Annotated in this window: 29 protein-coding genes, 1 tRNA gene and 1 pseudogene; 12 read left to right on the top strand and 19 right to left on the bottom strand. The window is 70.0% G+C overall.

Annotation, left to right across the window (positions count from 1 at the left end; genetic code table 11):
- Positions 1-14 precede the first annotated feature (14 nt).
- The gene (locus tag BJ991_RS05485; RefSeq protein ID WP_179488180.1) at positions 15-1,841 is read right to left on the bottom strand and encodes a DUF2207 domain-containing protein; all 1,827 of its coding nucleotides are present in this window, start codon (positions 1,839-1,841) and stop codon (positions 15-17) included.
- Positions 1,842-1,913: 72 nt separating this feature from the next.
- Here BJ991_RS05485 and BJ991_RS05480 point away from each other — a divergent pair, with 72 nt between their 5' ends.
- Positions 1,914-2,348 carry a MarR family winged helix-turn-helix transcriptional regulator gene (locus tag BJ991_RS05480; protein WP_179488179.1) on the top strand — a complete coding sequence of 145 codons (435 nt, stop codon included), beginning with the start codon at positions 1,914-1,916 and terminating at the stop codon, positions 2,346-2,348.
- Here BJ991_RS05480 and BJ991_RS05475 read toward each other — a convergent pair whose 3' ends face one another.
- From BJ991_RS05475 to BJ991_RS05460, 4 genes are read right to left on the bottom strand one after another with little or no spacing between them, the layout of a single operon-like run.
- Positions 2,349-3,083, bottom strand: coding sequence for an ABC transporter permease (locus BJ991_RS05475; RefSeq protein WP_179488178.1), 735 nt, complete (start codon positions 3,081-3,083; stop codon positions 2,349-2,351). It lies immediately after the preceding gene.
- Positions 3,083-3,874 carry an ABC transporter ATP-binding protein gene (locus BJ991_RS05470; protein WP_179488176.1) on the bottom strand — a complete coding sequence of 264 codons (792 nt, stop codon included), beginning with the start codon at positions 3,872-3,874 and terminating at the stop codon, positions 3,083-3,085. The genes BJ991_RS05475 and BJ991_RS05470 overlap by 1 nt, the downstream gene beginning before the upstream one ends.
- 35 nt (positions 3,875-3,909) lie before the next feature.
- Positions 3,910-4,599: a Type 1 glutamine amidotransferase-like domain-containing protein gene (locus BJ991_RS05465; RefSeq protein ID WP_179488175.1), complete on the bottom strand. Its 690-nt coding sequence runs from the start codon at positions 4,597-4,599 to the stop codon at positions 3,910-3,912.
- A complete protein-coding gene (locus BJ991_RS05460; RefSeq protein WP_179488173.1) occupies positions 4,596-5,150 on the bottom strand; it encodes a pyridoxamine 5'-phosphate oxidase family protein in 555 nt (184 codons plus the stop codon). Before BJ991_RS05460 ends, BJ991_RS05465 begins: the two co-directional genes overlap by 4 nt.
- Positions 5,151-5,229: 79 nt before the next feature.
- Between BJ991_RS05460 and BJ991_RS05455 the strand changes: the two genes are divergently transcribed.
- Positions 5,230-5,754: a winged helix-turn-helix transcriptional regulator gene (locus BJ991_RS05455; protein WP_179488171.1), complete on the top strand. Its 525-nt coding sequence runs from the start codon at positions 5,230-5,232 to the stop codon at positions 5,752-5,754.
- On the opposite strand, the gene BJ991_RS05450 is transcribed toward BJ991_RS05455, so the two are convergent.
- From BJ991_RS05450 to BJ991_RS05435, 4 genes are all read right to left on the bottom strand, one after another.
- Complete coding sequence (locus BJ991_RS05450; RefSeq protein WP_179488169.1) at positions 5,744-6,352, bottom strand: TetR/AcrR family transcriptional regulator; 609 nt, start codon at positions 6,350-6,352, stop codon at positions 5,744-5,746. The two genes, BJ991_RS05455 and BJ991_RS05450, sit on opposite strands and share 11 nt — an antisense overlap.
- 23 nt (positions 6,353-6,375) lie before the next feature.
- A complete protein-coding gene (locus tag BJ991_RS05445) occupies positions 6,376-7,425 on the bottom strand; it encodes a DUF2804 domain-containing protein (RefSeq protein WP_179488167.1) in 1,050 nt (349 codons plus the stop codon).
- Between the two features lie 228 nt (positions 7,426-7,653).
- Positions 7,654-8,109 (bottom strand): Hsp20/alpha crystallin family protein, encoded by a 456-nt coding sequence (locus BJ991_RS05440; protein WP_179488165.1) that lies wholly within the window; start codon positions 8,107-8,109, stop codon positions 7,654-7,656.
- Between the two features lie 136 nt (positions 8,110-8,245).
- Positions 8,246-8,611: a methylmalonyl-CoA epimerase gene (locus tag BJ991_RS05435; protein WP_179488163.1), complete on the bottom strand. Its 366-nt coding sequence runs from the start codon at positions 8,609-8,611 to the stop codon at positions 8,246-8,248.
- Between the two features lie 144 nt (positions 8,612-8,755).
- Between BJ991_RS05435 and BJ991_RS05430 the strand changes: the two genes are divergently transcribed.
- Together BJ991_RS05430 and BJ991_RS05425 are read left to right on the top strand one after the other, a co-directional pair.
- Positions 8,756-9,019 carry an SDR family NAD(P)-dependent oxidoreductase gene (locus BJ991_RS05430; protein WP_179488161.1) on the top strand — a complete coding sequence of 88 codons (264 nt, stop codon included), beginning with the start codon at positions 8,756-8,758 and terminating at the stop codon, positions 9,017-9,019.
- A gap of 103 nt (positions 9,020-9,122) precedes the next feature.
- Complete coding sequence (locus BJ991_RS05425; RefSeq protein WP_179488158.1) at positions 9,123-9,710, top strand: thymidine kinase; 588 nt, start codon at positions 9,123-9,125, stop codon at positions 9,708-9,710.
- A gap of 9 nt (positions 9,711-9,719) precedes the next feature.
- Here the strand turns inward: BJ991_RS05425 and BJ991_RS05420 are convergent, their stop codons facing one another.
- Both BJ991_RS05420 and BJ991_RS05415 read right to left on the bottom strand, forming a co-directional pair.
- The gene (locus tag BJ991_RS05420; RefSeq protein WP_179488156.1) at positions 9,720-10,913 is read right to left on the bottom strand and encodes an aminotransferase class I/II-fold pyridoxal phosphate-dependent enzyme; all 1,194 of its coding nucleotides are present in this window, start codon (positions 10,911-10,913) and stop codon (positions 9,720-9,722) included.
- Positions 10,914-10,993: 80 nt separating this feature from the next.
- Positions 10,994-11,197, bottom strand: a complete 204-nt coding sequence (locus BJ991_RS05415) for a hypothetical protein (protein WP_179488154.1) — start codon at positions 11,195-11,197, stop codon at positions 10,994-10,996.
- Between the two features lie 168 nt (positions 11,198-11,365).
- On the opposite strand from BJ991_RS05415, the gene BJ991_RS05410 reads away from it, so the two are divergent.
- Together BJ991_RS05410 and BJ991_RS05405 are read left to right on the top strand one after the other, a co-directional pair.
- Positions 11,366-12,085 (top strand): thermonuclease family protein, encoded by a 720-nt coding sequence (locus BJ991_RS05410; protein WP_179488152.1) that lies wholly within the window; start codon positions 11,366-11,368, stop codon positions 12,083-12,085.
- A 63-nt stretch (positions 12,086-12,148) separates the two neighbouring features.
- The gene (locus tag BJ991_RS05405; RefSeq protein WP_343048659.1) at positions 12,149-12,742 is read left to right on the top strand and encodes a GNAT family N-acetyltransferase; all 594 of its coding nucleotides are present in this window, start codon (positions 12,149-12,151) and stop codon (positions 12,740-12,742) included.
- 61 nt (positions 12,743-12,803) lie between these two features.
- Here the strand turns inward: BJ991_RS05405 and BJ991_RS05400 are convergent, their stop codons facing one another.
- The 4 genes and pseudogenes from BJ991_RS05400 to BJ991_RS18900 form a co-directional block, all read right to left on the bottom strand.
- The gene (locus BJ991_RS05400) at positions 12,804-13,199 is read right to left on the bottom strand and encodes a hypothetical protein (RefSeq protein ID WP_179488148.1); all 396 of its coding nucleotides are present in this window, start codon (positions 13,197-13,199) and stop codon (positions 12,804-12,806) included.
- 38 nt (positions 13,200-13,237) lie between these two features.
- Positions 13,238-13,726: a P-loop nucleotide/nucleoside kinase family protein gene (locus BJ991_RS05395; protein ID WP_179488146.1), complete on the bottom strand. Its 489-nt coding sequence runs from the start codon at positions 13,724-13,726 to the stop codon at positions 13,238-13,240.
- A 27-nt stretch (positions 13,727-13,753) separates the two neighbouring features.
- The gene (locus BJ991_RS05390) at positions 13,754-14,593 is read right to left on the bottom strand and encodes an alpha/beta fold hydrolase (RefSeq protein WP_218852878.1); all 840 of its coding nucleotides are present in this window, start codon (positions 14,591-14,593) and stop codon (positions 13,754-13,756) included.
- A gap of 15 nt (positions 14,594-14,608) precedes the next feature.
- A pseudogene (locus BJ991_RS18900) lies at positions 14,609-14,809 on the bottom strand (epoxide hydrolase N-terminal domain-containing protein); the annotation flags it as partial.
- Between the two features lie 162 nt (positions 14,810-14,971).
- On the opposite strand from BJ991_RS18900, the gene BJ991_RS05385 reads away from it, so the two are divergent.
- Positions 14,972-15,931, top strand: a complete 960-nt coding sequence (locus tag BJ991_RS05385) for a helix-turn-helix transcriptional regulator (protein ID WP_179488144.1) — start codon at positions 14,972-14,974, stop codon at positions 15,929-15,931.
- A gap of 59 nt (positions 15,932-15,990) precedes the next feature.
- On the opposite strand, the gene BJ991_RS05380 is transcribed toward BJ991_RS05385, so the two are convergent.
- The 3 genes from BJ991_RS05380 to BJ991_RS05370 form a co-directional block, all read right to left on the bottom strand.
- Positions 15,991-16,063: transfer RNA gene (locus BJ991_RS05380), tRNA-Arg, on the bottom strand.
- A 75-nt stretch (positions 16,064-16,138) separates the two neighbouring features.
- Positions 16,139-16,732, bottom strand: coding sequence for an asparagine synthase (locus BJ991_RS05375; RefSeq protein WP_179488142.1), 594 nt, complete (start codon positions 16,730-16,732; stop codon positions 16,139-16,141).
- 165 nt (positions 16,733-16,897) lie between these two features.
- Positions 16,898-17,920, bottom strand: coding sequence for an LLM class flavin-dependent oxidoreductase (locus BJ991_RS05370; protein WP_179488140.1), 1,023 nt, complete (start codon positions 17,918-17,920; stop codon positions 16,898-16,900).
- 134 nt (positions 17,921-18,054) lie between these two features.
- Here BJ991_RS05370 and BJ991_RS05365 point away from each other — a divergent pair, with 134 nt between their 5' ends.
- A complete protein-coding gene (locus BJ991_RS05365) occupies positions 18,055-18,951 on the top strand; it encodes an alpha/beta hydrolase (protein WP_179488138.1) in 897 nt (298 codons plus the stop codon).
- Between the two features lie 5 nt (positions 18,952-18,956).
- Positions 18,957-19,796 (top strand): SDR family NAD(P)-dependent oxidoreductase, encoded by an 840-nt coding sequence (locus BJ991_RS05360; protein WP_179488136.1) that lies wholly within the window; start codon positions 18,957-18,959, stop codon positions 19,794-19,796.
- Positions 19,797-20,065: 269 nt separating this feature from the next.
- Here BJ991_RS05360 and BJ991_RS05355 read toward each other — a convergent pair whose 3' ends face one another.
- Positions 20,066-21,010 carry an aldose 1-epimerase family protein gene (locus BJ991_RS05355; RefSeq protein ID WP_179488134.1) on the bottom strand — a complete coding sequence of 315 codons (945 nt, stop codon included), beginning with the start codon at positions 21,008-21,010 and terminating at the stop codon, positions 20,066-20,068.
- 147 nt (positions 21,011-21,157) lie between these two features.
- Here BJ991_RS05355 and BJ991_RS05350 point away from each other — a divergent pair, with 147 nt between their 5' ends.
- The 3 genes from BJ991_RS05350 (at position 21,158) to BJ991_RS05340 (ending at position 26,345) form a co-directional block, all read left to right on the top strand.
- On the top strand, positions 21,158-22,003 hold the full coding sequence (locus BJ991_RS05350) for an NAD-dependent epimerase/dehydratase family protein (RefSeq protein ID WP_179488132.1): 846 nt from the start codon (positions 21,158-21,160) through the stop codon (positions 22,001-22,003).
- A 9-nt stretch (positions 22,004-22,012) separates the two neighbouring features.
- Positions 22,013-22,600, top strand: a complete 588-nt coding sequence (locus tag BJ991_RS05345) for a DnaJ family domain-containing protein (protein WP_179488130.1) — start codon at positions 22,013-22,015, stop codon at positions 22,598-22,600.
- 181 nt (positions 22,601-22,781) lie between these two features.
- Positions 22,782-26,345, top strand: coding sequence for a S8 family serine peptidase (locus BJ991_RS05340; protein ID WP_179488128.1), 3,564 nt, complete (start codon positions 22,782-22,784; stop codon positions 26,343-26,345).
- Positions 26,346-26,354: the final 9 nt, after the last annotated feature.

Raw genomic sequence — 26,354 nt, 5'->3', positions numbered from 1 at the left:
CGAGGCCGGCGGTATCAGACCCCGCCGCCACCTCCGCCACCGCCGCCACCGCCGGCCGAGCCGCCGCCGCCCGAGCCGCCCGACGTCGACGACGACGCCGATGCACTCGCCGAGAGGCTCCCGATGCCGGCCGAGAACGCGGCGGCGTTGAAGCCGCTCGTCCCCGAGTACCAGCCGGGGTTCCCCTCCGATCCGTACAGCACCGCGAGGTGCTCCGCCCACTGGCGCTCCTGCCCGAAGACGACCGCATACGGCAGCAGCGTCTCGTACAGCTTGAGCATCTCGCGCGGGTCGTTCGGGTCGATCCGCACGCGCTCCGCGCCTTGGGGCGACTGGAGCATGCGGATGCGGTCGGCCTCCGCCCACTCGATGAACTCCTTGAGCCCCTTCAGGTGGTCGCGCACCTCGGCGCCCTCGGCGGTGAGCGGCTTGTGCGACACGAGCCCGATCGTCGCGACGACCGCGAGACCGGCCGCGATGATGACGAGGATCGGCCCCCAGGCGGCGACGAACGAGTCGAGGGCTGCGAAGCCGAACAGCGCCACGAGGCCAGCCGCCACGAGGACGACGACCACCGGCAGCGCGCGCGCCGTCCACGGCACGCGGCGCCGGAGTCCGCGGCGGTCGAGCTCGCTGTTCGCAGCCTTGATGATCGCCTGCGCGGCCTTCGAGAAGCGAGTGTCGGTGCGCCCGAACTCGAACTCCTCGCCGGGCACTCCCATTGGGAAGAGGCCGTCCAGGAGCATCCGCCCATCGCCGTCTGCCCGGGACGGATCCACGAGCACGGCCCGCAGCTTCGCCTTGCCCGTCCACGAGCGCTTGCCCTCGACGATTCGGATGCTGCCGACCACCGCTTGCTCGAGCACCTCCGCCGGGATCGCCTTCGACGATCGACCGAGCAGCACCGCGCTCTCGAGGGCGTCGACGGGCCGCGGAGGGGTGTACTCCGCGATGATCGTCGGCCGACCGGGCGCGTCGCGCAGCTTGCGCGACCTCGTCACTGCGGCGAAGACGACCCCGCCCCCCGCGAAGAGCGCCGCGATGCCCTGCGCCCAGCCCCACGGCGACGCGAGGTACGTGGAGTCGAACGTCGTGAAGGTCCCCTGCTCGAAGCCGACCGCGATCGTCATCGTCTGGAACGCGGCGAGCTGGTCGGCGGAGGCCACGACCGTCGCGCCGCCGTCGGCGGACGGCGCCGCCGTGACCGCACACTGCTGCGACGAGCCCTGGTACCCCTGGTAGCACGCCTGCTGCCCGGTGAGCGCTTCGGACAGCTCGGGCGGGACGATGAGCGTCGCCGAGACACGGCCGAACGGCTGCCTCCAATCGACGCCGTTGACGTCCCAGTAGAACTCGTCCGCGCCGACATCGTCGAAGTATCGAGTGACGTTCTCGAGCGTGTACGTGAACACGAACGTCTGCCGGCCGCGGAGATAGTCGTTCGCACGGGACGTCATCATGTAGACGCCGTCCTCGGAGTCGACCTCGGACGGCCGCTCCTGACCGTTCTCGTCGGTGATCGAGATGAGACGCGGATGCAGCGGCGCGCCCTGGTACGAGTCGGGGATCGCCCTCCGCATGCCCCGGTTCTGGTCGAAGTCGGGGAAGACCGCGACGAAGGTCTCCACCACCTCGAGCGTGCTCGTGCCGTCCTCGGCTCGCCCGAGCGTGTACACGACGTCCAGGCTCTCGAACGTGAACGCCTCGACGTCGGTGCTCGCGCTCGCGGCGGTCGGCGCATCCGTCGCTGTCGCGACCGCGGCGGATGCGCCGCCCAGGACGCCCGCGAACGAGACCGCCGCAGCGATCGCACCCACCACGACCCTCTGCCAGACAGACATGTCCCTCAGCCTAGAGGCGGGTTCCGCGCGGGCTCTCTCCCGGCGTCGCACTCGGGCCCTACTCTGGTGTGCATGACCGACCGTCGCCTCGCGATCGACGCCTGGGAGAGCCTGTTCCGTGCGCAGCACGAGATCTTCGAGCTCATCAGCCGCGACTTCGACGAAGGAGTGCTCAGCCAGGGAGAGTACGACGTGCTCCTCACCGTCACGCGCGGCGACGACCAGACCGCCCGCTTGCGCGACGTGACCGCCAACATGCTCATCAGCCAGCCGAGCGTCTCGCGGCTCGTCGACCGCATGGCCGCGCGAGGCCTCATCACGAAGTGCCCCGACCCCGACGACGGGCGCGGGGCACTGGTGAAGGCGACGCCCGAGGGTGCGGCGCTGTTCCGCAAGATCGCGCACGTGCACGGCCGCCAGATCGCGGAGCGGATGTCGGTGCTCTCCGACGACGAGCTGGCGCAGCTGCGCGATCTGACGTCGAAGCTGCGAGACCGGCATCCGTGATCACGGCGTCCGCCTCCGCAGTGTCAGCGAGGCGAGCACGATCGCGCCGACGACGAACGCGACGACGATCAGGAGCGGTCCGTAGATCTCCCACTCCTCATCACCGGCGGTGACGGCGTTCACGGCGTCGACCGCGTGACTGAGCGGGAGCCAGTCCGAGATCGCGTAGAGCACATCGGGCATCTGGTCGCGCGGCATGATGATCCCGCCGAGCAGGATCTGCGGGAACACGATGATCGGCATGAACTGCACGGCCTGGAATTCGGTGCGCGCGAACGCGCTCGCGAGCAGGCCGAGCGCCGACCCGAGCACCGCGTCGACGACCGCGACGAGGCCGAGCTGCCACAGCGGTCCGTCGACCTCGAGCCCGCACACGTACACGGCGAACGCGACGGTGATGAGAGCCTGCACGACGGCCGCCGCGGCGAAGGCGAGCGCGTAGCCGGCGATGAAGTCGCCCTTGCCGAGGGGGGTCGTCATGAGGCGTTCGAGCGTTCCCGACCGGCGCTCCCGCAGCGTCGTGATCGAGGTGATGAGGAACATCACGACGAACGGGAAGAGTGCGAGGATCGCCGGCCCGACCAGCTGGAACACCTGCTCCTGGTCGACGAACAGCCACGCGAACAGCCCCACGAGCAGACTCGGCGCGATGAGCATGAGCGCGACCGAACGGTGGTCGTGGCTGAGCTGCCGAAGCACTCGCCCCGCCGTCGCGAAGGTGCGTGAGAACCTCATCACCGCACCGCCGTCCCGGTGTCGTCGCCGTGGCGGTGCTCGGACCGCGGATGCGCGGCCGCGGCCCGCTCGACGAGGGCGAGGAACGCGTTGTCGGGGTCCTCCTCCCCCGTCGCCTCGAGGAACGCGCGCGGCGTCGTGTCGGCGATCACGCGACCGGAGCGCATCAGCAGCAGGCGGTCGCAGCGCAGCGCCTCGTCCATGACGTGGCTCGACACGATGAGCGTGGCGCCCTCCTCGGCGAGCGTGCGGAAGACCGCCCACAGCTCGGCACGAAGCAGTGGATCGAGGCCGACGGTCGGCTCGTCGAGGACGAGCAGCTCGGGCGACCCGAGCATCGCGACCGCGAGCGAGACGCGACTCTCCTGTCCGCCGCTGAGGGAGTCGACCGTCTGCTTCGCCTGGTCCGCGAGGCCCACGCTCTCGATGACGCGGTCGACGTGCTCGCGCGGAGCGTCGATGAGCCGCGCGAAGTAGCGCAGGTTCTGCTCGATCGTGAGGTCGCCGTAGACCGAGGCGGCCTGCGTGTCGTACGCGACCCGGTGGCGGAGCGTCGGCGAGCCGGCGGGGTGCCCGAGCACCGTCACCGTGCCTGAGGCGACCTTCTGGACACCGACGATCGCGCGCATGAGCGTCGTCTTGCCGCACCCCGACGGGCCGAGCATGCCCGTGATGCGGCCGCGCGGAATCTCCACGTCGAGTCCCTCGAACACCCGCGTCTTGCCCCGCCGCACGTGCAGGTCGCGCACGGAGACGGCGGGCGAGGCATCCGGCACCGTGGATTTATTCATCACGCGGTGAATTATGCTCCCGCGGAATCCACCGGTCAAGCGATCTGCGGAGCGGCGTTGAGGAGCTCCCACTGGCCCTCGGAGATCACGTCCACCGCGCCGTCGACGACACGGATCGCGGTCTGCTCGTCGATGGCATACGCGGGGCCGGAGAGGTTCGCAGCCCACCGCCGGGCGCTCTCGGTCGAGTTCTCCGTCCAGCCCGGGTAGTCGAGGTGCGGGAAGATCGAGAAGTCGACGACCCCGAGCGTCTCGTCGGTGCCGTCGGGCTGCCAGTCGACGAACTCGCGGCCGATGCGCGGCGTCATGACCATGCTCCCCGCACTCACCCCGACCCACACCGTGTCGTGCAACTCGGGCAGCAGGTCGGCGAGGCCCGACTTGCGCATCCAGGTGGCGAGGAAGACCGCCTCGCCGCCGTCGACGAGCAGCGCGTCGGCGGCGCGCACCCACGGCTCCCACCGCTCGCGCCCGACGCTCGGCAGCGCGGTGAGCTCGAGCAGGCCGACGGACTTCCATCCGAGCTCGACCATGCTCTGGACGCCGTTCCTCCACCGGCCCGCCGTCGAGTTCCACACGGACTGGGGCGAGCACATCGGCTGTCCCCACTGCGCGGTCGGCACGAAGAGGGCGCTCGCCTCCTCGATGGGCTTGCCGAGGAGGTCGACGAGGGCCGAGCGGATGCTGTCGTTCGTGACTCCGCCCGACGTGAGCAGCAGCTTCATCGAGTGCCTTCCTGGGTGAGAGCGGGCGTTGGGGCATCCGCGAAGCGATAGATCGTCTGGCCGAACGGCTCGCCCTTGGCGTGCCCGCGCGCCTTCGTGGGCGTGACCTCGTAGACCACGATGTCGACGTCGGGCGCACCGAGCGACTCGAGCCCGCCGTCGGCCGACTCGAGGATCCAGCGGCCGTCCCACCGCGTGCGGAACTCGTCGGCGACGGGGCGGAGCGCCACGGGGTCGGTGAGAGGCCTCGCGATGCCCTCGAACATCACGTCGAGCCCGTGGTCCCACTCGCTGTCGCCCACGAGCACGAGGATGTTCGGGTTCGCCCGCAGATTGGCGTGCTTCACCTCGTGGCGACCGGTGTGGAAGTACATCTTGCCGTCGTAGAAGACCGGGACGGCGGGCGTCGAATGCGGGCGCCCGTCGGGGCGCACGGTCACGATCCAGGCGAGCTCGGCTCGCGCGAGGCGCTCGGTCGCCGCGGACCACGGCGTGGCCGTCGCCACGGGGTCGCTGAACCGCTTCTCGATCCTCTCTGTCGGCGTCGGCATCGTCTCTCCCAAACTGATTGCAAAGTGGAACCGGTGTGCGACAACCTAGCAGTACCGATTGCAAACTACAATCAGATTCATGACGGATGCTCGGGGGACAGGCCACCGCTCGGGATGCCCCATCAACCTCTCGGTCGAGGTGCTCGGCGATCGCTGGTCGCTCGTCGTGCTGCGCGACGTCATGTTCGGCAACCGCCACTACTTCCGCGAGCTGCTCACGGGGTCGCAGGAGGGCATCGCGTCGAACATCCTCGCCGACCGCCTGCACCGGCTCGTCGCACAGGGGCTGCTGTGGCGCTCCGACGACGAGTCGCATCGCCAGAAGATCCGCTACAGCCTGACCGAGGCCGGCGTGCAGCTCGTGCCGGTCATGGCCGCCCTCGGGTCGTGGGGGCGACGGCACCTGCCCGCGAGCCACGAGCTGTCCGTCCGCGCCGAGCTGCTCGAGCGCGGCGGGCCCGAGTTGTGGGACCGGTTCATGGACGAGCTGCGCGAGCAGCACCTCGGCGTCCCGCGTCCGCCCGGCACGCCCTCGGTCTTCGCAGAGCTGCAGGCCGCGTACGAGGCGGCGGTCGCCCGATCCGCTCCCGCGGTCACTCCGTGAGATACCGCTGGACGGTCGGACCCATCCACTCGACGAGCTCATCGACGGATGCCCCGGCCAGCGGCTTCAGCTTGAGCACGTAGCGCCCGAGCAGGAGCCCCGCGATCTGCGTCGCGACGAGCGACGCGCGCAGCTCGGCATCCGGAGCGTCGAGCCCCTCGGCGATGCGGCCGATCAGCTCCCGCGAGAGGAACCCCGCGAGCAGCGGTGTCGTGAGGCGATTGCCGAGGGTCGCGCGCAGGAGCGCGACCCCGCGCTTCTGCACGTCGGGGCGCTCCCACATCTCGAGCACGTACCGCACGATGCGCTCGCCGATGTCGTCGCGCGGCCCGTCGAGAAGGCGGGGCACGTCGACATCCGGCCGGACCGGCGCGTCGACGATCTCGGTGAGCAGGTCCGCCTTCGTGCCGAAGTAGTGGTGCACGAGCGCGGCGTCGACGCCCGCGCGCGCCGCGATCCCGCGCATCGTCGCACCGTCGTAGCCGAGGTCGCCGAACTCCTCCGCCGCGGCGGCGAGGATGCGGTCGCGCGCGTCGGACGACCCTCCGCGCGGTCGCCCGCGACGGCGCTTCGCGGTCGGCACGACATACTCCGGCATGGCGTCAGCATAGGCCGGGACCGTCACCAGCGGTTGTGCACGTCCTCCGCCCAGCCTGCGATTCCGTCGAAGTGGACGACCTCTCCCCCGTCGACGCGGAACATGCCCGACCAGTGCCCGAAGCACTGGTCGGTGCGCGCCGAGATCACGCCGAGGTTCGTCCTCGACTGCTTGTTGTAGAACGGCGTGAACGTCGCGTCGAGGCCGCCGCCGGTGATGCGCCACGGGCGGTGCCAGTCGCCGAGGTCGTACTCCCACGCGAGCTCGTGGTGGATCTTGTGCAGGCGCCCGTCGACAAGCATCGAGTTCTCCGTCGACCCCGTGCCGTCGGTCCACCTCCCACCGACCTGCACGCCGATCACGCGCCCGTTCGAGACGCCCGAACCGGCGCCCCAGTTCCACCTCACGTCGTAGGGCCAGCGGCCGCGGCCGTGGTCGAGCACTGCCCAGGACTGCCCCGCCGGCACCTCGCGCGTCACGCCGTCGAGCGTGAGCGTCCCGCGCGCCGGGCGCGCGACGTCCTTCACCGTGTACTGGAACCGCGTCGCGCTCCACGGCACGACGACCGCGAGCCGCTCGTGCCCGTCCGGCTGCTCCGCGACGACGTCGAACTCCGCCCCCGGGATGCGAGCGCGTAGGCGCGTGCCGCCGTCCACTTCGTCGATGTCGATCTCGAGATCCTTGGCGCGTGCCCTGGCCGGCCCCGCCTCGAGGCGCGGCGCGAGATCGACGCCCCGCGCGGGCAGCAGCGTCGCGTTGCGGGACCATGTGCGCTCGCGCACCCTGTCGAGCACCCACACCTCGTGCACCGCGGCGTAGTCGATCGACGAGACGGTGAGGGCGAGGATGTGCGTCGGGGTGATGACGTTCCAGTACTCCCAGCGCTTGTTCCGGCCGAGTCCGCGGCCGATCCCGGAGGTGTCGACCAGCGGATGCCGCGCCCACCCGATCGCGTCGGTGTTGAGCCGCCCGTTGGGGCGCGTGAGCGACACCGGCGCGGTGAGCTCTCGCTCACGACGGGAGGCCGCGGTCGTGGGCGAGGTGCGCGCGGGCGCGGTGGAATCGGCGGTCATCGGCTTCCTTGCTGACGTTCCGGTTCGGGCTCCGTCGATCCTAGGCGACCCCGCTCCGCCAGGCACAAGCGCGCCGGTGGTGAAAGCGCCGGGCTGAATCGGCCTCCGCGACGTCTCCCAGACGCCCGATCCCCGTTTCCGCCCGGCGCTTTCACGCTTCGCCCGGGTACGCGCGCCCGAACACACGAAACGCCCCGGGCGGGGCCCGGGGCGTGTGGTGATGCGAGGCTACTGCTCGATCGGCTGTGGGGTCTCGCTGCTCTCGTGAGCTTCGATCGTGTGCGGGGCATCTTCGGTCGAGACCGGGATCTTGCGCGGCTTCGCCTGCTCGCTCACCGGAATCGTGACGCTCAGCACGCCGTTGCTGTAGCCGGCCGAGATGCGATCGGTGTCGATGCCCTGGCCGAGGTTGAGCTGGCGCACGAAGCTCGCCGCCTCACGCTCGCGCGTGATCCACTTGACGCCCTCGCCGGAGGGGAGTGTGCGCTCGGCGCGGATCGTCAGCAGCTGACCGTCGACGTCGATGTCGACCGAACCGGGGTCGATCCCCGGCAGATCGGCGGTCAGCACATAGTGATCCCCGTCGCGGTAGAGGTCCATGGGCATGCGCCTCGGCCCGCGTGCGGTCTCGAAGAGGCTCGACGCCAGCCGGTCGAGGTCGCGGAACGGATCGTATGTCGCCATCGGGGTCTCCTTCTCTTCTCTGAGGGTCCGAGTTGAGTCGACTCGACTCAACTGACACCAGGTTAGCACTCGGCCCCAGAGAGTGCTAACGAGATGATCGTTCGCCCACAGCGAACAAGCGGGATGGGGCCGCCGCTCAGCGTCGCTGGAAGGCGACGAGCCCCACGAGGTTCCCCTCGGAATCGCGCACGAACGCCTGCCACTCCTCGTGCCCCGCCGGGCCGAGCGTGTCGTCCTCGTGCGTGAAGATGACGTGCGGCTTCTCGACGACCTCGGCCAGCCCGTCGAGGCGCTCGATCGCCTCGTGCACGTTCTCGACGTGCAGGTAGATGAGCGACGACGGCGCGCTTCGGTCGAGCAGCAGCCGCACGCCGTCGAGGTCGAAGAAGAGGAGTCCGGGCGGGTCGAACCTCGCCGTCGGAGTGCGGTCGAGCAGCACGGTGTAGAACTCGGCCGCCCGATCGAGGTCGTCGGCGTGCTGGGCGATCTGAACGAGTCTCACGAGGTCAGTGTGACACGGGCCCCGCCTGTCAGAGGCGTGCCCGAGCGCGATCGCCACTCCTCACGGGTTGAGCTCACGATGAGCACGGGGGATGCGGCCCTGAACGATCGGTAGCGTTGACGCCATCTGCAACGGAGGAGGCACATGAGAATCGACGGCACGACTGCCCTCGTCACCGGCGGCGCCTCGGGCCTCGGAGCCGCGACCGCCGCGAGCCTGGCCGAGCGCGGGGCATCCGTCATCGCCCTCGACCTGCCGCAGGGCGTCGAGAAGGCCGAGCCGCACGACGGCGTGCGGCTGGTGGCAGGCGACGTCACGAGCGAAGACGACGTCCAGGCGGCGCTCGACGGGATCGATCCGGATGCCGCGCTGACGCGCGATGCGGGTGGTCGGCTGGCACGAGCGTAGGAGATGATGCGGAGGTAGGACGGATGCCGCGTCGGCCGTCCTCCCTCGGGCGCGTTTCCTACCCCGATGCACCCACGTCGCGACCCCGCCGTAGGGTGGCGCCATGCACACTCGCACCGATCCCAGGCTGCAGGTCGTGACCGGTCCGATGTTCGCCGGCAAGTCCGAGGAGCTGCTGCGGAGGGTCCGACGGGCGCAGATCGCGGGACTCGCGGTCGAGGTCATCAGCCACGCCCTCGACGATCGCCGAGGCGCCGGCCAGGTCAGCTCGCACTCGGGCCTCAGCGTGCCGTCGCGCGCGGTGTCGACTGTGGAAGAACTGTCTTCGTATGCGCGCGAGGGCGACCTCGACCTGGTGGCGATCGACGAGGCGCAGTTCTTCGGCGCCGACCTCGTGCCCGCGGTCGACGCGCTCGTCGCCGACGGGCTCACGGTGGTCGTCGCCGGCCTGTGCGTGACGTTCGACGGACGCCCGTTCGAGCCGCTGCCGTCGCTCATGGCGATCGCCGAGGACGTCGTCAAGCTCACCGCGGTGTGCACGGTGTGCGGGGCGGATGCCGCGTTCCACCAGCGCCTCGCTCCGGACGACGCCGGCGACCCGAACGTCCCCACTCGTGAGCAGGTCGGCGGCATCGAGTCGTACCAGGCGCGCTGCCGGCGCCACTTCACCGGGCGCAGGGCCCGGGGCTGACGCGAACGGTCAGCTCGCGCGGACACCGCCGTCCCGCAGCGCGGCGCCGACCTCCACGAGGTGCGGGATCGCCGCCTCGACCATGCCCATCGTGCCCGTGAGCGAGATGCGGAAGTGGCGCGGCTGGTCGAAGAGGGTCCCGGGCATGATGTAGACGCCGCGGGCGGCGAGCGCATCGCAGTACGCGACCGCGTCACCGCCGGGTGCCCGGCCCCACAGATAGAAGGTGCCCTCGGGCCGTGTGACCTCGAACGAGGCATCCGTCAATGCCGCGTAGAGGCGGTCGCGCTTGCGCGTGTACTCGGCGAGGTCGATCGAGACGGTCTCGAGCGCGGGCACGGAGTACTGCATGATCGCGTCGGGGAAGCCCCACCCGATCGCGAGCCCGATGGGCATGAGCGCTTCGCGCAGCTCGTCGCGCTCAGCGGCCGGGATGAGTGGCGACAGGGCGAGGTATCCGAGCCGCTGGCCCGGGGCGAGGAGGACTTTGCCGTAGCTGTAGTCGATGACGGTCCACGGGTACGAGCCGGCGGGGCTCGCGAAGTCGATGCCGTCGAACCGGATGCGCCGGTAGGGCTCGTCCGACATGAGCCAGATACGGCGGCCGTGCTTCGCGGAAGCTTCTTCGAGCACGGCCGCGAGCGCGTCCCATGACGACTTCGGATAGACGCGCCCTGTCGGGTTGGCGGGCGAGTTCACGATGACGACCCGCGTGCGCGGCGTGATCGCGCGGGCGATCGCTTCGACGTCGAGGTCGAACGTCTCGGGGTCGAGCGGCGCCCGCACAGGAGTGAGGTCGCCCACGCGCAGCATCGGCTCGTAGCAGAACCACCCGGGCAACGGGATGATCACCTCGTCGCCGGCGTCGGCGAGCAACGCGAGCGCGAGCGACATCGCCCCGAACGCACCCTGCGTCATCGCGATGTCGGCCGGTTCGAAGTCGAGTCCGAGTTCAGCGGAGAGACCGGATGCCACGACCTCCTGCGCTTCGGGCTCGCTCGTCTTGTACGCGAACCAGTCGTCGGACTGCGGCTCGACCTGCTCGCGCATGGCGGAGACGAGCCCCGGCAGCGCGAGCTCGTGCGGATTGCCGAACGTCAGGTCGATGGCATCCGCATCGTCGATCGCCTCGATGCGGCCGAAGAAGGCCGTCACCACGTCGACCGCGAACTTCGCTTCACTCGCGCGTGCGGAGATCGTCACGAGAACCACCTCGTTCCCCAGTGCCGGATGTGCTGGTTCAGCATTGCGTCGCACGGGGTGCGCGTCAATGACCCGATCGGTCAGGGAAGCAGCGCGTCGAGTCCGAAGTACACGAGGTACACAGGCCACACCATGGCCTGCAGCAGCCCGAGGATCACGCCCCAGAACGAGCCGTCCGAGTTCGAGATGAAGTAGATGGCGGCGCCTATATAAGCCAGCAGGAAGAAGACGACCCACGGGCCGCTCGACTCCACGACCCTGACGCTGCGACTGTCTGCGGCCATGACCCCTCCTGAGGCTCGATCTCCCTCATCGTGCGGCGCGGCGAGGTGCGAGGAGGGGCCGAACGTCCCGTGGTCGGTTCTCTGTGAATCGACCTGCCGCCGGCTCGGGCGAGAATGGGATGGCTGTCGACGGTGTGGTGTCGGCGGGCCCGTGGGCGTGGGGTGAGAGTGCGAGTCCGACAGATCCTGGTGTCGTTCGTCGTGGCCGTTTCGACGGCCGTGGCGCTGTCGGCGTGTGTGCCGCAGGCGCACGTCGATGCCGGCGGGCCCTCGAAGGACTCGGATGCCACACAGTCCGCCACCTTCGTCGCGGTGGTCGACGGCGACACGATCGAGACGAGTGCGGGAACCGCTCGGCTCATCGGGATCGATACACCGGAGCGCGGTGAGTGCGGGCACGACCAGGCATCCGCTGCCATCTCGGGCGTGCTCGCACCCGGCGATCTCGTGACGCTCGAACTGCCGGTCGGGCAGAACGACCAGGACAAGCACGGGCGCCTCATCCGCTACGTCACCACTCCGGGCGGGGTCGACCTCGGACTGCTCCAGCTGGAGGCGGGCAACGCAGTGGCGCGCTACGACTCCCGCGACGGGTACCCGGCGCACCCACGGGAGCCGGACTACCACTCGTCGCAACTGGCGACGGCCGGTCCGGACGGCTCGGTCATCACGGCCGGATGCCAGGCGGCAGCGATTGCACCGCCGGCGGTCGCGGATCGCTGGTGGGAGCAGTACTCGTCGTGCACGAAGCTCAAGCGGAACGACGTGGGCGATCCGATCGGCCCGTTCGACCGGAACGACCCCGCGCAGGCGGAGATCTACGACTGGTTCGCGCACCGCACCGGGAACGGAGGCGACGGGGACGGTGACGGACTCGCGTGCGAGTGACCTTCGCGTTCGGGCGGCGGGGTGCCGAGCATCCGTCGCCGTCAATAGGCCAGGATGAGGCCCGTGCCCTTCCTCGATCCGAACAAGCCCGTGCCGGAAGGCTTCCGCACCGCCGACTTCGTCCTGCGCCCGATTCTCGCCTCGGACGTTGAGCGAGACCATGCCGCGGTCATGGAGACGCGCGACGAGCTGCGCCTGTGGGAGCAGACGTCGTGGCCTGAGGATGACTTCACCGTCGACGCGAACCGCGCTGATCTCGAAGACCTGGAGCGGCGCCACCTCGAGCGACGCGCGTTCACCTACACGGTCCTCGACCCCGAGGGAGATGAGTCGCTGGGATGCGTGTACATCTTCCCGATCGACGCGACGTTCCTGACGAAGGCGGAGGTTGCTCGGGTCGGCGACGACCGTTGGGAGGATCTCGACGCGGTGGTGTACTTCTGGGTGCGCACGTCGAGGTCGGCGTCGGGGATGGACGCCGACCTCGTCGCGGCACTTCGAGGTTGGCTCGCCCGTGAGTGGGGTTTCGAACGCACCGGATACGTCACGAACGAGCAGTACGTCCGGCAGGTCGAGCTGCTCGAGAGCGCCGGGCTGACGGTGCAGTTCGAGCTTCGTGAGCCGGGCAAGGCCGGCGCCTACATGGTCTTCGCCTGACCGCGACGTTCGGCGAACCGTGATGACGCGGCAGCGGTGAACGTCGGACTTCGTCGATCGTTCAGATCGCGAGTGCCATCTCGCCGTAGCCCATCGCGATGAGGAACGACAGCACCGCGAGCACGATCGACACGGGAACCATCGTGTACCGCTCGGGCTTGCTGCGAGAGATCGCGTTCATGACGATGCCGAGCGCGAAGTAGGCGAAGATCACCCACATCGCGACCTGCGAGAAGGCCGTAGGGAACACGTCAATGGCTCCCACGCGATCCCAGGCGATCACCGCGATCACCGCGTAGATGAGGATCGAGACCGCGCTGCCGACGCGAAGACGCGCGGGAAGAACCCGATGCTGGCCACCCCACGCGAGACGTCCGAGCGGCGCTCCGAACACGAGCAGGAGCTGGAATATGGCGAGCAGGGCGAGGACGACCGTCAGTGCGAACGCGAAGGGCACGGGAAGACCGTAGCGCGAGACGCGGACACGCCTCCGCGTCAGCGCGTGAACGTCAGCTCGTCGGCACCGGGCGGCTCGAACACCGCGATCCACTCCCTGAGCTTCGGTTCGGGAATATGAAACGCACCGGCGGGCCGGGCAGCGTTCCGGGCGCGGGTTCGTTCGAGGAGCTGCTCGGGCGAGGCATCCGCGAAATGAACCCGGAGGCCGACGCCGAGGTCGCGAGCGCGCGCTCGGAAGTCGTCGCGCTCGCCACGAGTCCAGAACCCGAAGTCGAGGATCGCATCCATCCCGAGTGCGAGCGCTCGGGCGGCCGTCTCCCACAGCAGCGCCTCGATCGCGTCGTGGCGATCGTTGTGAACTGCCCAGTCCGCGTCATCGCTGTCGTCGTGGACGTCGTTGCCGAACAGCCGGATGTGCCATTCGTCGGGGGTGAGGCGCAGAGCGGCGTGCGCGATCTCGAGCTCCCTCGCGAGGGTGGTCTTGCCGCTGCCCGGGAGCCCGACCATGAGGTGAAGCGTTGCCATGAGTGCGACGACTCTATCCGGATGCTGTCACCCCAGGTCCGCGAAGAAGCCCTGCAGGTCGGCCGCGAGCACCTCGGGCAGTTCCATCGCCGGGAAGTGACCGCCCTCGGCGTACTCGGTCCAGCGCGTGTCGTCTGAGGGGCGCATGACCTTGCGCACGGTCTCGTCCGCTCCGAACACGGCGACCGCCTGCGGCACGGTGACCTGGCCACCCCACTCGTGCGAGTGCGCTTGGTCGTAGAGGACGTGGGCCTCGGATGCCCCGGCCCGCCCGAACCACGCCGCGCTCACGATCCCGAGAACGACGTCCCGGTCGACGTCGGCCGCGGTCCAGTCCTGGATCTTCTCCACGATCCACGCGAGCTGGAACACCGGCGCGTCGACGAGTCCGTAGCCGATGGTCTGCGGGCGCGTGTTCTGGATCGCGAGGTAGCCCGAGCCGTCCGACTGGAACTGCTCCATCCGCTCGAGGATCAGTCGATCGACAGGGTCGTCGCGGTCGAGGGCGTCCGCCATGCCCGGGATGAAGGTGGCCGTGCTCGCCGCGGTCTGCGGATCCGTCGCGACGTGCAGTCCGGTCACATGCTCGGCGTCGATGCTCGCGACGAAGCCCGAGACGCCCGCGCCGATGTCGCCGGCGTGGAGACCGTAGCGCTCGTACCCGAGCCGGCGCATGAGCTCGACCCACGCGCGCGCGATGCGCGCCATCGTCCAGCCGGCGCCCGCGAGCGGGGTCGAGAACCCGTAGCCCGGAAGCGACGGCGCCACGACGTGGAACGCGGGACCCGACTCGGACTCGGTCAGCAGCTCGATCAGCCGCACGAACTCGACGTTCGCACTCGGGTAGCCGTGAGTGAGCAGCAGCACCTGCGCGTCCGGCCGCGACGAGCGCGCGTGGAAGAAGTGGATGCGCTGCCCATCGATCTCGGTCTCGAACTGCGGGATGCGGCTGAGCGCAGCATCCGCAGCCTTCCAGTCGTAGTCAGTTCCCCAGTACTCGGCGAGCTCGCGGAGCTCGCTCGCACGGATGCCGCGCTCGCGTCCCTCTGCAGGTGACTCGTCCGCCCATCGCGTGCGCTGCAGACGGTCGCGCAGGTCCTGCCACTCGGCGTCGCCTACCCGGTTGCGGAAGGGTCGAATCTACTCGTTCATCGGTCTCTCCTCAGGTCTGGATCGATGGGGTTGCCCCGAGATTAGACTTTGATGCGGAATGTTCCTTTCCGCATTCTGCGAAATGGTAGGCGGATGCTCGAAACCTCAGCGCGACTGCTGCGCCTGCTCTCCCTGCTCCAGATCCGGCGGGACTGGACCGGGCCGATCCTCGCCGAACGCGTCGGCGTGACCACGCGCACCGTCCGCAACGACATCGACCGGCTGCGACGGCTCGGATACCCCGTCGAGGCGCAACCGGGGTTCGCCGGTGGCTACCGGCTCGGCGAGTCCGCCACAATGCCGCCGATGCTGCTCGACGACGAGGAGGCCGTCGCGGTGGCGGTGGCGCTGGGCGGGGCATCCGCTTCACCCGTCGAAGGCGTGGCGGAGGCGTCGGTCAGTGCGCTCACGAAGATCCAGCGGCTGCTGCCGTCGCGCCTGCGCGAGCGCGTCGAGTCGCTGCGTTCGGCCTCCCTGCCTCTGCCCGCGCAAGGGAACCCGGTCGACCTCGACACGCTGGTGACGATCGCGGCCGCATGCCGCAACACCGAGCAGCTGCGCTTCGACTACGAGCACGACGGCGGCTCGGTGACCCGCCGCCGCGTCGAGCCCTATCGGCTCGTCGGAGGCGGCGGCCGGTGGTACCTGTTCTCGTGGGACGTCGATCGCGACGACTGGCGCACGTTCCGCGTCGATCGAATGGCTCTGCGGATGCCGGTGGGCCCGCGCTTCGCTCCGAAGCCGCTGCCGCCCGACGACGCGATCACCGCGCACGTGTCGCGCGGGATCGCGACGGCGATGTGGCGGTTCCGTGCGCGGGTGATCGCGCATGCGCCGGCGGAGCACATCCGCGCGCGCATCCCGGTCGAGTTGCGGATCGTGGAACTCGGGCGGGACCGGTGCGAGTTCACGGTCGGGTCCGACGATCCGCGGATGCTGGCGCTCTACCTCGGGATGCTCGACGTGGAGTTCGAGGTGGTGGATTCGCCGGAGTTGGCGGGGGCGCTGCGGGAAGTGGCGGAGAGGTTCGTGCGGGCCGCGGGTCGCGCCTGAGCGCCGAAACAGAAAAAGCCCCGAACGGGGCTTCTTCCGGCTACTGTCTCAACACAGTGCGCGCCCGAAGGGACTCGAACCCCTAACCTTCTGATCCGTAGTCAGATGCTCTATCCATTGAGCTACGGGCGCTCGTGCGCTCGCGCGCACAGTCGTCAAGCCTACCGCACGCCCGGCGGCTGACGAAATCGAGCCGGACGGCTGGTGTCAGGCGCCCTCGACCCCGTCGGCCAGTTCCTCCGCCAACTCCGAGACGTGCTCGCGCCGACGCCGCTGGTGCGCGGCGAGCTTCGCGAGGTCGACGAGCCTGAGGGCCTGCATCCGTGCCTCGCGCATCGTCTCGTAGTCGGGATCGAGCTCGGGATGCGCACCCTCCACCCGCAGACGACGCTGCAGGTTCGCCTCGACGTCGCCCCACGCGGCGTCGCGCGCCTTCTCGATGAGCTCGTCGATGACTTCGGGGTCGTCGGCCATCCGTCGCAGCTCCTTCGCGACACCCGCGTACTGCCTCTCGCGCCGGCGCAGATTCCGCGTGTCGCGGTCTCGGTAGTCGTGCGTGCCGTACGACTCGCTGAACTTGCCCCACGCACGCTTGCGCCACCGGTGCGTGCGCTCGGCGGCGTCCTGCTGCTCCGCGGCGAGCGACAGCACCGTCTCGCGCGCGAACTTCCGCTCGCGCTCGGGGTCGTACGGCTCGTCGTTGCCAATCGTCTCGACGAGGATGTGGTTGCGGATCGCCAGGCGCGCGGCGGCGTTCGCGATCGCGACGCCCTCGGCGATCGCCTCGGCGTGCCGTCCCATCCCGACCTCCCTCCGACGAGGGTAGCGCCCGCTTCCGGCTGCCGAACGCGAGGCGACCGCTCCCCGCCCGTCGAGATTGCGCGAGTCTCGACCTCACCCGTCGGAGGCCCGTGATTCGCGCAATCTCGGCGACATTCGAACGGCAGAGAACCGGATGCCGCGGCCTCAGCCCTCCAGCCGCTCCAGCACTCGCGGAATCACGTGCACGTCGAACAGGTCGACCGATGCGAGCGCGTCCTCGACGTGGAGCGAGCCCCAGCTGAACGCGCCCGCGAGGTAATTGACCCCCGTCGCCTCGACGACGCTCACCACCTGCTCCACGATGGAGTCCACCGAGCCGACGAAGAACAGGTGGTCGGCGACGAGCCGGCGCAGGTCGGGCAGCGGCGGCTGGTCCACGCCGTGCTGACGCCACAGCCACGTGAAGTTGTCGTAGTGGTCGACGAACGCCGCCTCGGCCTTCTGCCACGCCTCGCCCTCGTCCTCGGCGACGAACACGTGCCGCAGCACGCCGAATCGCGGATGCCTCTCGGCCGAGTCCACCGTCGCCCGGGCCTCGAAGTAGATGTCGCGCCGCTCGCGGATCACGTCCAGCCCCGGCGAGCGGAACGCGAAGCCGAAGATCGTGTTCTCTCCGCCTGCCGCCGCCCGCTGGATCGACTCGGGGTTCGACGTCGGGTACCACGTGGTGAACGAGGGCTGCAGCGGGCGGACCGAGAGCGGGAACTCCTCCCCCTCGTCATTGCGGTAGACCCCGGTCTCGAGCGCCTCGAGCACGCGCGGCAGGAACGCGTCGTACCGCGCCTGCATCTCCTCGGACGTGTGACCGAACATGCGCGCCTCGATCGGCGACGAGCCCTTGCCGATGCCGAGCTCGAGCCGGCCGTGCGAGAGGTTGTCGATCATCGCGATCTCCTCCGCGAGACGCAGCGGCTCGTAGAGCGGCACGATGTACGTCATCGGTGCGAGGCGGATCCGCTCGGTCTCGCGCGCGATCGCGGCAGCGAAGAGCCCGGGCGATGCAGCCAGGCCCAGCGTCGCCCCGTGGTGCTCGGCGATGTGGTACCGCTCGAACCGCCCCCGATCGGCCCGCTTCGCCACGGCGATGCGCTCGTCGTACGTCTGCGCGGTGCTGTGGCCACGCGCCACGTCGACCCAGTCGAACACCCCGAACTCGAGATCTGCCACGCCCTGCTCCCTGTCTCGTCGAAGGCCGTCCGCGATCGGCGACAGGAGGCGACCGTCGCCGCTGACAGCCGCTCCCATCCTGCCGCCCGCGTATCGTCTATGGCGGACCCGATTCCCATTCCTGGAAGGACCCCATGGCACAGACCTTCCGCGAGCGCAGGGACGCGCTCGCCACCCTCGGCCAAGACCTCGTGCCCGAGATGATCGCGGGGACCGTGCAGCTCGCGGCACTCGATGTCGACCTCGCGATCTTCGACGGCGTCGAGATCGTGGACGACCTCCCCTACGGGCCGCACGAGCGCCACCTCCTGGACGTGTACCGCTCGGCAGCGGGCGAGGGCACTCCGCGACCGGTCCTCATCTACGTGCACGGCGGTGGGTTCGTGCGGGGGGCGAAGGACTCCGACACGACGCCGTACTTCGCGAACCTCGGCTCGTGGGCCGTGCAGCAGGGGTGGGTCGCGGTCGTCATCAACTACCGCCTCGCGCCGCAGCACCCCTACCCGAGCGGTGCGCAAGATGTCGCGGATGCCGTCACCTGGGTCGTCGACAACATCGGCGACCACGGGGGTGACCCCTCGTGCGTCTTCCTCGCCGGGCAGTCCGCCGGTGCGATGCACGTCGCCGACTACGTCGTCGGCCACGGCGGCTACGGCACGCACGGACGCGCGCTCGCGGGCGCGATCCTCGTGTCGTGCCTCTACGACGTCGGCCGCGCGTCGCACCGCGACTTCCACCGCGCGTACTGGGGCGAGGACACGTCCCGCTGGGGCGAGTACGCGACGCTCCAGGGGCTCATCGACACGGACCTGCCGCTGCTGCTCTCGGTGAGCGAGTTCGACGAACCCGAGTTCCAGGAGCACGCCGCGCGACTGGTCGCCGAGTGGTTCGCGCAGCGCGGCACCTATCCCCCGATGCACTACCTCTACGGGCAGAACCACCTCACGCCGGTGTACGGCATCGGCTCGCCCTGGGACGAGCTCGGACCCAGGATCGCCCAGTTCATCGGGGTGAACGGGGTCGTCGAATGACGCGGATGCCCCGCCTCGAGATCAGCGGCGGCACGACGGTCGTCACCGGAGGCGCGAGCGGAATGGGCGCCGAGACCGCACGCCTCCTCGCCGCGAAGGGCGCCCGCGTCGCGCTGCTCGACCGCAACGCGGAAGGCCTCGCGGCCGTGGCCGAGTCGCTCGCGGGCGACGGGCACACAACGCACATCGTCGACCTCACCGCCGACGACGCGGTCTTCGCGGCCGTGCGCGAAGTGGAGGCGGCGCATCCGGTCATACACTCCCTCATCGCGTGCGCCGGATCGTCGATGCTCGGCGACATCGACCAGCTCACGATGGAGGAGATGCGCTGGCTCATGGACGTCAACCTGTGGGGCACGGTCAACGTCACCAAGGCGCTCCTGCCTGCGCTGCGGCGTGCGCCCGCCGCGCACATCACTCACCTCGTGTCGATCTACGGGCTCGCCGCGCCCGCGGGGCGCATCCCGTACGCGATGAGCAAGTTCGCGGTGCGCGGCTTCACCGAGGCGCTGCGGCACGAGCTCGAGCGCTCGTCGGTGTCGGTCGGGGCGGTGTATCCGGCGGGCGTGAAGACGGGCATCATCCTGCATGGGCGCTACGCGGCGGCGATCGACCCCGCAGTCGCGGAGCGTGCGGCCCAGGCGCAGGCGGCGATGTATCACACCGAGCCGGCCGCCGCCGCGGCGCGCATCGTCGACGCCACGATCAGGCGCAGGGCCCGGACGATGGTGGGGCGCGAAGCGCGTCTCGTCGACGTCCTCTCGCGGCTGACGCCTGCGCAGTACTGGGCCTTCATGCGGCGTCCGCTGCGCGACGCGATCGACACCCGCACGCCGGTCGCCTGAGGGCGACGGGGAGGGGCGGATGCGGCATCCGCAACGCCTACCAAAACAGGCGCCCGGGCACAACCCCCTGACCGCGAGAACCCACCCGCCGTAGCTTCGTACTTGCGAGAGCACAGGCCGAGATTTCCCCAGACTCTCGGCGAGCGCCGCCTCTCGAATCGGGTGCGGGCAGGCGGTCAACGAGAGGCGGTGGGCCTCGTGGAGAGCACTCCGAGGCCCACCGCCCTTCTCGCGCCTGCGGGCGATTCCCGCCGCTGACGGCGGGTCGTTCAGCCGACCGCCGAGAGTCTCCAGGACGCCTCGACCGTCTCGTCGGGGCCGATCACGATGAGCCCCGCGTCGAAGGCGTACCGGTCGGCGTTGAACGCGTCGGGCGCGCACGTCATGGGCTCGACCGCGAGGCCGGTGCGGTCGGATGCCTGGCCCGGCCGGTCGGACGTGTGCACCTGCACCCACGGGCACGCCGGGCCCCACGTCATCGCGACACCGCGGCCCGCGGCATCCGTGAGCCGGACCGTCGCATCGCCGTTCTCGTCGCGCGCGAGAGCCGTGTACGCGTGGTCGATCCTCGCCGTGCCGATCTGCCGGGGCGTGGTGTAGTCGAAGCGCTGCGGGTCGTCGGCGTCGACCGCGCGCAGCTCGGTCGGGATGAGCCGGTCGTCGGTCACCGCGAGCACCTGCGCGGCGGGGAGCTCGAGGGTCCAGTCGTCGACGCGGCCGTCGCCGGCGACGAGATACGGATGCGGCGCCGTCCCCCACGGAGCACCGGAGTCACTCCAGTTGGTGGCCTGCACAGTCTGCGTGAGACCGTCGCCGTCGAGGGCGAACTTCGTGCGCACGAGGATGCGCCACGGGTATCCGATCTGCGGCGAGATGATCGTCGCGAGCGTCACGTGGCTCGGGCCCTTGTCGACAGCCTCGTACTCGAGCCACGTCGCCAGTCCGTGCAACGCGTGGCCGCGCGCCGGCTCGGTGAGCGGCAGCTGGTGGTCTTCGCCGGCGAACGAGTAGGTGCCGTCGACGACGCGGTTCGGCCAGGGTGCGAGCGTCTCGCCGCGGTGCGACGGACGCACCTCGTCGGCGTCGAACGGCACGACGAGGTCGCGCTCCCGGTACGTGAGTGTGCGCAGCGATGCGCCGACGCTCGCGATGACGGCTTGGTAGTCGCCGGCGCGCAGTGCGTGCTGGGTGCCGGACGTGGGAATGCGTGCCATGGCGGTGTTCCTGAAGGGAGTGAGGCGGCCGACGGCCGGAAGACGGAGTTCCAGTATCGCGCGCCGCGCGCTCGTTCACGAAGGATGCGGTCTGCAGGACGGTACGACGGGGGGCGCGCAGCGCCACGACCATGGCAGGGTTTAAGAATGCGCATCGCACTCACGGGCTCGAGCGGCAAGCTCGGCACGGTCGTCCTCCGCGAGCTGCGGGCGGCGGGCCACGACGTCGTCGGCTTCGATATGGTCGGCGCGCCGGCGCCGGGGTTCGTCCGCCTCGACCTCACCGACTACGGGCAGGTCGTCGACGCGCTCGGCGGCGTGAACCGCACGGAATCGTTCGAGGCGGTCGTGCACCTCGGCGCGATCCCCGCGCCCGGCTGGCGCACCGACGTCGAGACGTTCCACAACAACATGCCCGCGACGTTCAACGTCTTCTGGGCGGCGGTGCGTCTCGGCATCCGCCGGATCGTCTACGCGTCGAGCGAGACCGTGCTCGGACTCCCGTTCGATGTGCCTCCGCCCTACCTCCCGGTCGACGAGGAATACCCGCCGCGACCCGAGTCGGTGTACTCGCTCGTCAAGACCCTCGAGGAGCGCATGGCGACCGAGCTCGTGCGGTGGCACCCGGATCTCTCGATCACCGCGTTCCGCTTCTCGAACGTCATGGTGCCCGACGACTACGCCGGCTTCCCCGGCTACGACGCCGACCCCGCGCTGCGCAAGTGGAACCTGTGGGGCTACATCGACGCGCGCGATGCGGCCCAGGCCGTCGAGCGTGCGCTCGAGGTCGCCGAGCCCGGGTTCGAGCCCTACATCATCGCCGCCGCAGACACCGTCATGTCGCGGCCGAACGCCGAGCTCGTCGCGGCGATGTTCCCCGACGTCCCGTTCACGCGCGAGGTGGGCGAGCACGAGACGCTGCTCTCGATCGACAAGGCGCGTCGCGTGCTCGGCTACGAGCCGCGCCACTCGTGGCGGGACCACGTGCGCTGAGGAACCCCCATGCCGGAAGACCCCCGTCTGAGAGCCGCCCGCTATCGCCTCGAGCGAGACGCCCGCGCCGCCGGTGAGGAGCCCGAAGACGAACAGGCGACGGATGCCCCATCCGCCGCTCCCCGCACGCCGAACGCACTCGACCGGGCCGCGTACGTCGAGACTGCGATCCAGCAGGCCATCCGGCGCGGCGAGTTCGACGATCTCCCCGGCTACGGCAAGCCGCTCGAGGGGCTCGGCGACCATCACGACCCGGACTGGTGGATCCGCCGCAAGATCGAGAGCGAGAAGCTCACCGGCCTCGGGCCGCCGGCCCTGACGCTGCGCGTCGAGCACGCCGAGCTGGAGGAGCGCCTCGACGAGCTCACCCGCGAGCAGGATGTGCGCGAGTACCTCGAGGACTTCAACCGGCGGGTCATCGAGGCGCGCCGCCAGTTGCTCGGCGGTCCCCCGGTCGTGACCCCGACCCGTGAAATCGAGGACGAGGTCGCCGCGTGGCGCGAGCGTCGCGAGGCGCGGGCAGCGGCATCCGACGACTCGCGAGAGGCCGACGACGACGCTCGCCGACGTCGTCGGTGGTGGCGCCGGGACGGCTGACTCGCGGTCCCCGAGCGCCTTTGTTTCGCGCTTGTTACGAGACGGCGAGAAAAGACTCATGTCCGGTCACCCCTGTCACGGGGCCGCTACCGTTTCGACTCGAACACACTTGTTGCGGTTCGCAACAAATGGCGCGGTGCCGACACTCGTCGGCGCCGCGTTCGCTGAACAGGGAGTCCACGTGAGAGTCAGAAGTACGATCCGCACCGTGCTGGCCGGAGTGGCGGTCTCGGCAGTCGCCGTGGGGGGCTTCCCCGTCGTCGCGACCGCGGCCGATCCAGAGACGACGAGCGCCGAGCAGCCGTTCGCGGCACACGCGCCGGATGCGCCGCAGCCGGTGACGCTCATCACGGGCGACCGTGTCACCCTCATCGACGGTCCCGACGGTGAGCCGCTCGTGTCGTTCGAAGCCGCGCCACGGGACGACGGTCGCCCCGTCTCGTACTCCACGTTCGGTCGCGACGACCACATCTTCGTCGTGCCGTCCGACATCGCCGGGCTCGTCCCCGAGAAGCTCGACCTCAACCTCTTCGACATCACTGCGCTGCAGCAGCTCTCGGCGGGCGGCGCCGACAGTCTGCCGGTGATCGTCCGAACAGGCTCTTCGGATGCCGCGCGCACCCCCTCCCCCGATTGGAGCGCGCTGGGCGTCGAGGCCGACACGGCACTCGAGTCCATCTCGGCCGTGGCGGGTGACGTGCCGGCAGAGGGCGCACCCCGGCTCGTCGAAGCGGTCGAGGGCTCTCACGCCGTCGAGAAGGTGTGGCTGGATGCCCCGATCGCCGTCTCGGACGCTGAATCCATGCCGCAGATCGGCGCTCCGGCGGCGTGGTCGGCGGGGCTCGACGGCTCCGGTGTCACGGTCGCCGTCCTCGACACGGGGATCGACACGACCCATCCCGACCTCGACGGGGGCGTCGTCGTGCTCGAGCGCGACTTCACCGGCAGCGGCACACCGGTCGACCAGGCCGGCCACGGCACGCACGTCGCCTCGATCATCGCGGGGTCGGGTGAGGCATCCGGCGGCGTTTATCGCGGTGTCGCACCCGGCGCTCACCTGCTCAACGGCCGTGTGCTGAACGCGCAGGGTCAGGGCGAGACGTCGTGGGTGATCGACGCGATGGAGTGGGCCGCGTCCAACGGCGCCGACATCATCAACATGAGCCTCGGCGTGCGCGGCGAGTACACCGACGGCACCGATCCGGGTGCGATGGCAGTGAACTCGATCTCGGAGCGATACGGCACCCTCGTGGTGATCGCGGCAGGCAATGAGGGCTCGTACATGCCCGGCACCGTGACGACACCCGGCACCGCCGATCGCGCTCTGACCGTCGGCGCGGTGGACGACAACGACGCGATCGCATCGTTCTCGTCGATCGGCCCGCGCTTCGGCGACGGTGCGGTCAAGCCTGACGTCGTCGCTCCCGGCACCGACATCATCGCCGCACGCGCCGCCGGCACGAACCCGCCGTTCCCCGTGGACGACTACTACACGTTCGACTCGGGCACCTCGATGGCCGCCCCGCATGTCGCGGGCGCGGCGGCGATCGTGAAGTCGGCCCGCCCGACGCTCTCGGGCGACGCGCTCAAGCAGGTGCTGATGTCGTCGGCGCAGCCCGCCGGCAACCCCGTCTTCTCGGAGGGAGCGGGCCGCATCTGGATCCCCGGCGCAATCGCGCAGAGCGTCTACGCGAGCTCGGGCTCGCTGTCGTTCGGCGTCTTCCTCTCACCGCGCGACACACAGGCTCCGCGCACGAAGACGGTGACCTACACGAACACGACCGGCACCGACACGACGCTCGAGCTCGACCTGACCGCGGAGCAGTCGGACGGCTCGCCCGCCCCCGACGGGATGGTGACCGCGGCCGTGGAGGCCGTGACAGTGCCCGCCTTCGGCAGCGCGTCCGTCGAGGTCACGATCGACCCGCAGGCCGGAGATCCCGGCGTCTACACCGGCGTGCTGACGGCCGCCGGAGCAGGCACTCCGCCCGTGCGCACCGTCTTGGGATACACCGTCGAGCAGAACATGTCGGTGCTGCGCATCGAGGCGTTCCAGCACGGCGGCGAGCCCGCGGGGCTCAGCAGCCAGGGAATGATCCACGGCGTCGACGACCCCGAGTTCAACCAGTTCTTCAGCTTCACCGACGGCGTGGCGGAGGTGCGCGTGCCGCGCGGCCGCTATGCGGTGCTGGGCCAGCTGCTGGACTCGGCCGGGCCGACGGCGCTGTTCATCGAGGGCTTCACGAGCTTCAGCTACGACGTCGACCTGAACACCGACCAGAAGGTCGTGCTCGAGGCTGACGAGGCGCTTCCCGTCGAGATCAAGACCGAGGAGAAGAGCCGCCCGTGGAGCCTCGACGAGACGATCATGCGCGACCTGCCCGGGCGCGGCTACCAGGTGTCGACGTCGATCTCGACGGGCATCAGCATCGTCGACGGAGGGCTCGACCTCGATCTCGCCGTGCTCACGAACCACGACCCCGACTTCGGCGCGCAGACCGTCCACACGCGGTACATCATGAACCAGCCGCTGCTCGACGCCACCGTGAGCGCCAAGGGGAAGAAGATCGACGTCGCGCGCGAGCTGAACTACGGGATCCTCTCGCCCAAGCACATCGGCGACCTCTCGGCGCCGCTCGTGCACGCGGGGACGGGCACGCCCGCCGAGCTCACGGCGGCCGGCGTGCGCGGCGCCGTCGCGCTCGTCGAGGATCGTCGCGAGCCCGACCTCAACGCGCAGGCACAGGACGCGTTCGACGCCGGGGCGGTCGCCGTGATCGTCTACGGCTCGACACCGGGAGCGTTCTTCGAGTCGGTGGACTTCCGCCACCTGAACACCATGAGCGAAAAAGTGCTGCCAACGCTGACGCTGTCGCGGGACGCCGGGCTCGAGCTCGTCGAGCTCACCAAGACCGGCAAGGCCACGCTCACGGGCACGGGCCGCGAGGACCCGGGGTACCAGTACGCCCTCGGCTACATCGAGGATGGCGATCCCGAGAGCCTCAGCTACCGCGCGGACGCCCGGAACACCGCACAGGTCGAGCTCGACGTGCGCGGCTTCCTGGACGGCGCGCGCACGATCGAGTACGCCACGATGATCGGAGGCGGCATCTACACCGGGTTCCCGTACCTCTTCACGGGGCCGCTCCCCGATCGCACCGTGTACTACTCGACGGAGCCCGACATCACCTTCCATCGCACGGTCAAGCCGGCGGAGTACCTGGGCGTTTCCCCGGCGGAGTTCGCGGGCGCGCCGCGGACCTACGAGCCGGGTCAGCGCACGACCGAGACGATGCTCGCGCAGGTGCACCACGGAGGGTTCCGGTCGTCGCCCGCGACGCCGCCGGAGGCATCCGTGTTCCGTGACGGCGACGACCTCTTCGTCGACCTGCCCTACAGGGTCGATGACGACGGGCACGCGCAGACGTGGGGTCCGGATCAGGACACGACGTCGCGGTTCCGCGTCTGGGCGGGCGATGCCCTCCTGCTCGACAGCGAGTACGCGAACGGCTCGGGACTCGTTCCGGCCGAGCAGACCGTGTACCGGATGCTCCTCGAGACGTCGCGCGACGTCGAGTGGTGGCCCCAGTCCACGGCCGTGTCGAGCGAGTGGGTCTTCTCGTCGTCGACCACTTCCGACGCCACCGTCCTGCCGCTGCTGCAGGTCGACTACGGCGTCGAGGGCCTCGACGACCTGAACTCCGACGACCGGAGGAGCGAGCTGAAGCTCTCGGTCTCGCACTAGGACGGCTCG

Origin of the sequence: Microbacterium immunditiarum, assembly GCF_013409785.1 — a bacterium.
GTDB classification, from domain to species: domain Bacteria; phylum Actinomycetota; class Actinomycetes; order Actinomycetales; family Microbacteriaceae; genus Microbacterium; species Microbacterium immunditiarum.
The sequence above is the reverse complement of the archived record's forward strand: the minus strand, read 5'-3'. Positions and strand labels throughout refer to the sequence as shown.

Excerpts from the sequence above, each read along its gene's own strand:
- BJ991_RS05485 (WP_179488180.1), bottom strand. The coding sequence starts at position 1,841 with ATGTCTGTCTGGCAGAGGGTCGTGGTGGGTGCGATCGCTGCGGCGGTC.
- BJ991_RS05480 (WP_179488179.1), top strand. The coding sequence starts at position 1,914 with ATGACCGACCGTCGCCTCGCGATCGACGCCTGGGAGAGCCTGTTCCGT.
- BJ991_RS05475 (WP_179488178.1), bottom strand. The coding sequence starts at position 3,083 with ATGAGGTTCTCACGCACCTTCGCGACGGCGGGGCGAGTGCTTCGGCAG.
- BJ991_RS05470 (WP_179488176.1), bottom strand. The coding sequence starts at position 3,874 with ATGAATAAATCCACGGTGCCGGATGCCTCGCCCGCCGTCTCCGTGCGC.
- BJ991_RS05465 (WP_179488175.1), bottom strand. The coding sequence starts at position 4,599 with ATGAAGCTGCTGCTCACGTCGGGCGGAGTCACGAACGACAGCATCCGC.
- BJ991_RS05460 (WP_179488173.1), bottom strand. The coding sequence starts at position 5,150 with ATGCCGACGCCGACAGAGAGGATCGAGAAGCGGTTCAGCGACCCCGTG.
- BJ991_RS05455 (WP_179488171.1), top strand. The coding sequence starts at position 5,230 with ATGACGGATGCTCGGGGGACAGGCCACCGCTCGGGATGCCCCATCAAC.
- BJ991_RS05450 (WP_179488169.1), bottom strand. The coding sequence starts at position 6,352 with ATGCCGGAGTATGTCGTGCCGACCGCGAAGCGCCGTCGCGGGCGACCG.
- BJ991_RS05445 (WP_179488167.1), bottom strand. The coding sequence starts at position 7,425 with ATGACCGCCGATTCCACCGCGCCCGCGCGCACCTCGCCCACGACCGCG.
- BJ991_RS05440 (WP_179488165.1), bottom strand. The coding sequence starts at position 8,109 with ATGGCGACATACGATCCGTTCCGCGACCTCGACCGGCTGGCGTCGAGC.
- BJ991_RS05430 (WP_179488161.1), top strand. The coding sequence starts at position 8,756 with ATGAGAATCGACGGCACGACTGCCCTCGTCACCGGCGGCGCCTCGGGC.
- BJ991_RS05425 (WP_179488158.1), top strand. The coding sequence starts at position 9,123 with ATGCACACTCGCACCGATCCCAGGCTGCAGGTCGTGACCGGTCCGATG.
- BJ991_RS05415 (WP_179488154.1), bottom strand. The coding sequence starts at position 11,197 with ATGGCCGCAGACAGTCGCAGCGTCAGGGTCGTGGAGTCGAGCGGCCCG.
- BJ991_RS05395 (WP_179488146.1), bottom strand. The coding sequence starts at position 13,726 with ATGGCAACGCTTCACCTCATGGTCGGGCTCCCGGGCAGCGGCAAGACC.
- BJ991_RS05385 (WP_179488144.1), top strand. The coding sequence starts at position 14,972 with ATGCTCGAAACCTCAGCGCGACTGCTGCGCCTGCTCTCCCTGCTCCAG.
- BJ991_RS05375 (WP_179488142.1), bottom strand. The coding sequence starts at position 16,732 with ATGGGACGGCACGCCGAGGCGATCGCCGAGGGCGTCGCGATCGCGAAC.
- BJ991_RS05365 (WP_179488138.1), top strand. The coding sequence starts at position 18,055 with ATGGCACAGACCTTCCGCGAGCGCAGGGACGCGCTCGCCACCCTCGGC.
- BJ991_RS05360 (WP_179488136.1), top strand. The coding sequence starts at position 18,957 with ATGCCCCGCCTCGAGATCAGCGGCGGCACGACGGTCGTCACCGGAGGC.
- BJ991_RS05355 (WP_179488134.1), bottom strand. The coding sequence starts at position 21,010 with ATGGCACGCATTCCCACGTCCGGCACCCAGCACGCACTGCGCGCCGGC.
- BJ991_RS05350 (WP_179488132.1), top strand. The coding sequence starts at position 21,158 with ATGCGCATCGCACTCACGGGCTCGAGCGGCAAGCTCGGCACGGTCGTC.
- BJ991_RS05345 (WP_179488130.1), top strand. The coding sequence starts at position 22,013 with ATGCCGGAAGACCCCCGTCTGAGAGCCGCCCGCTATCGCCTCGAGCGA.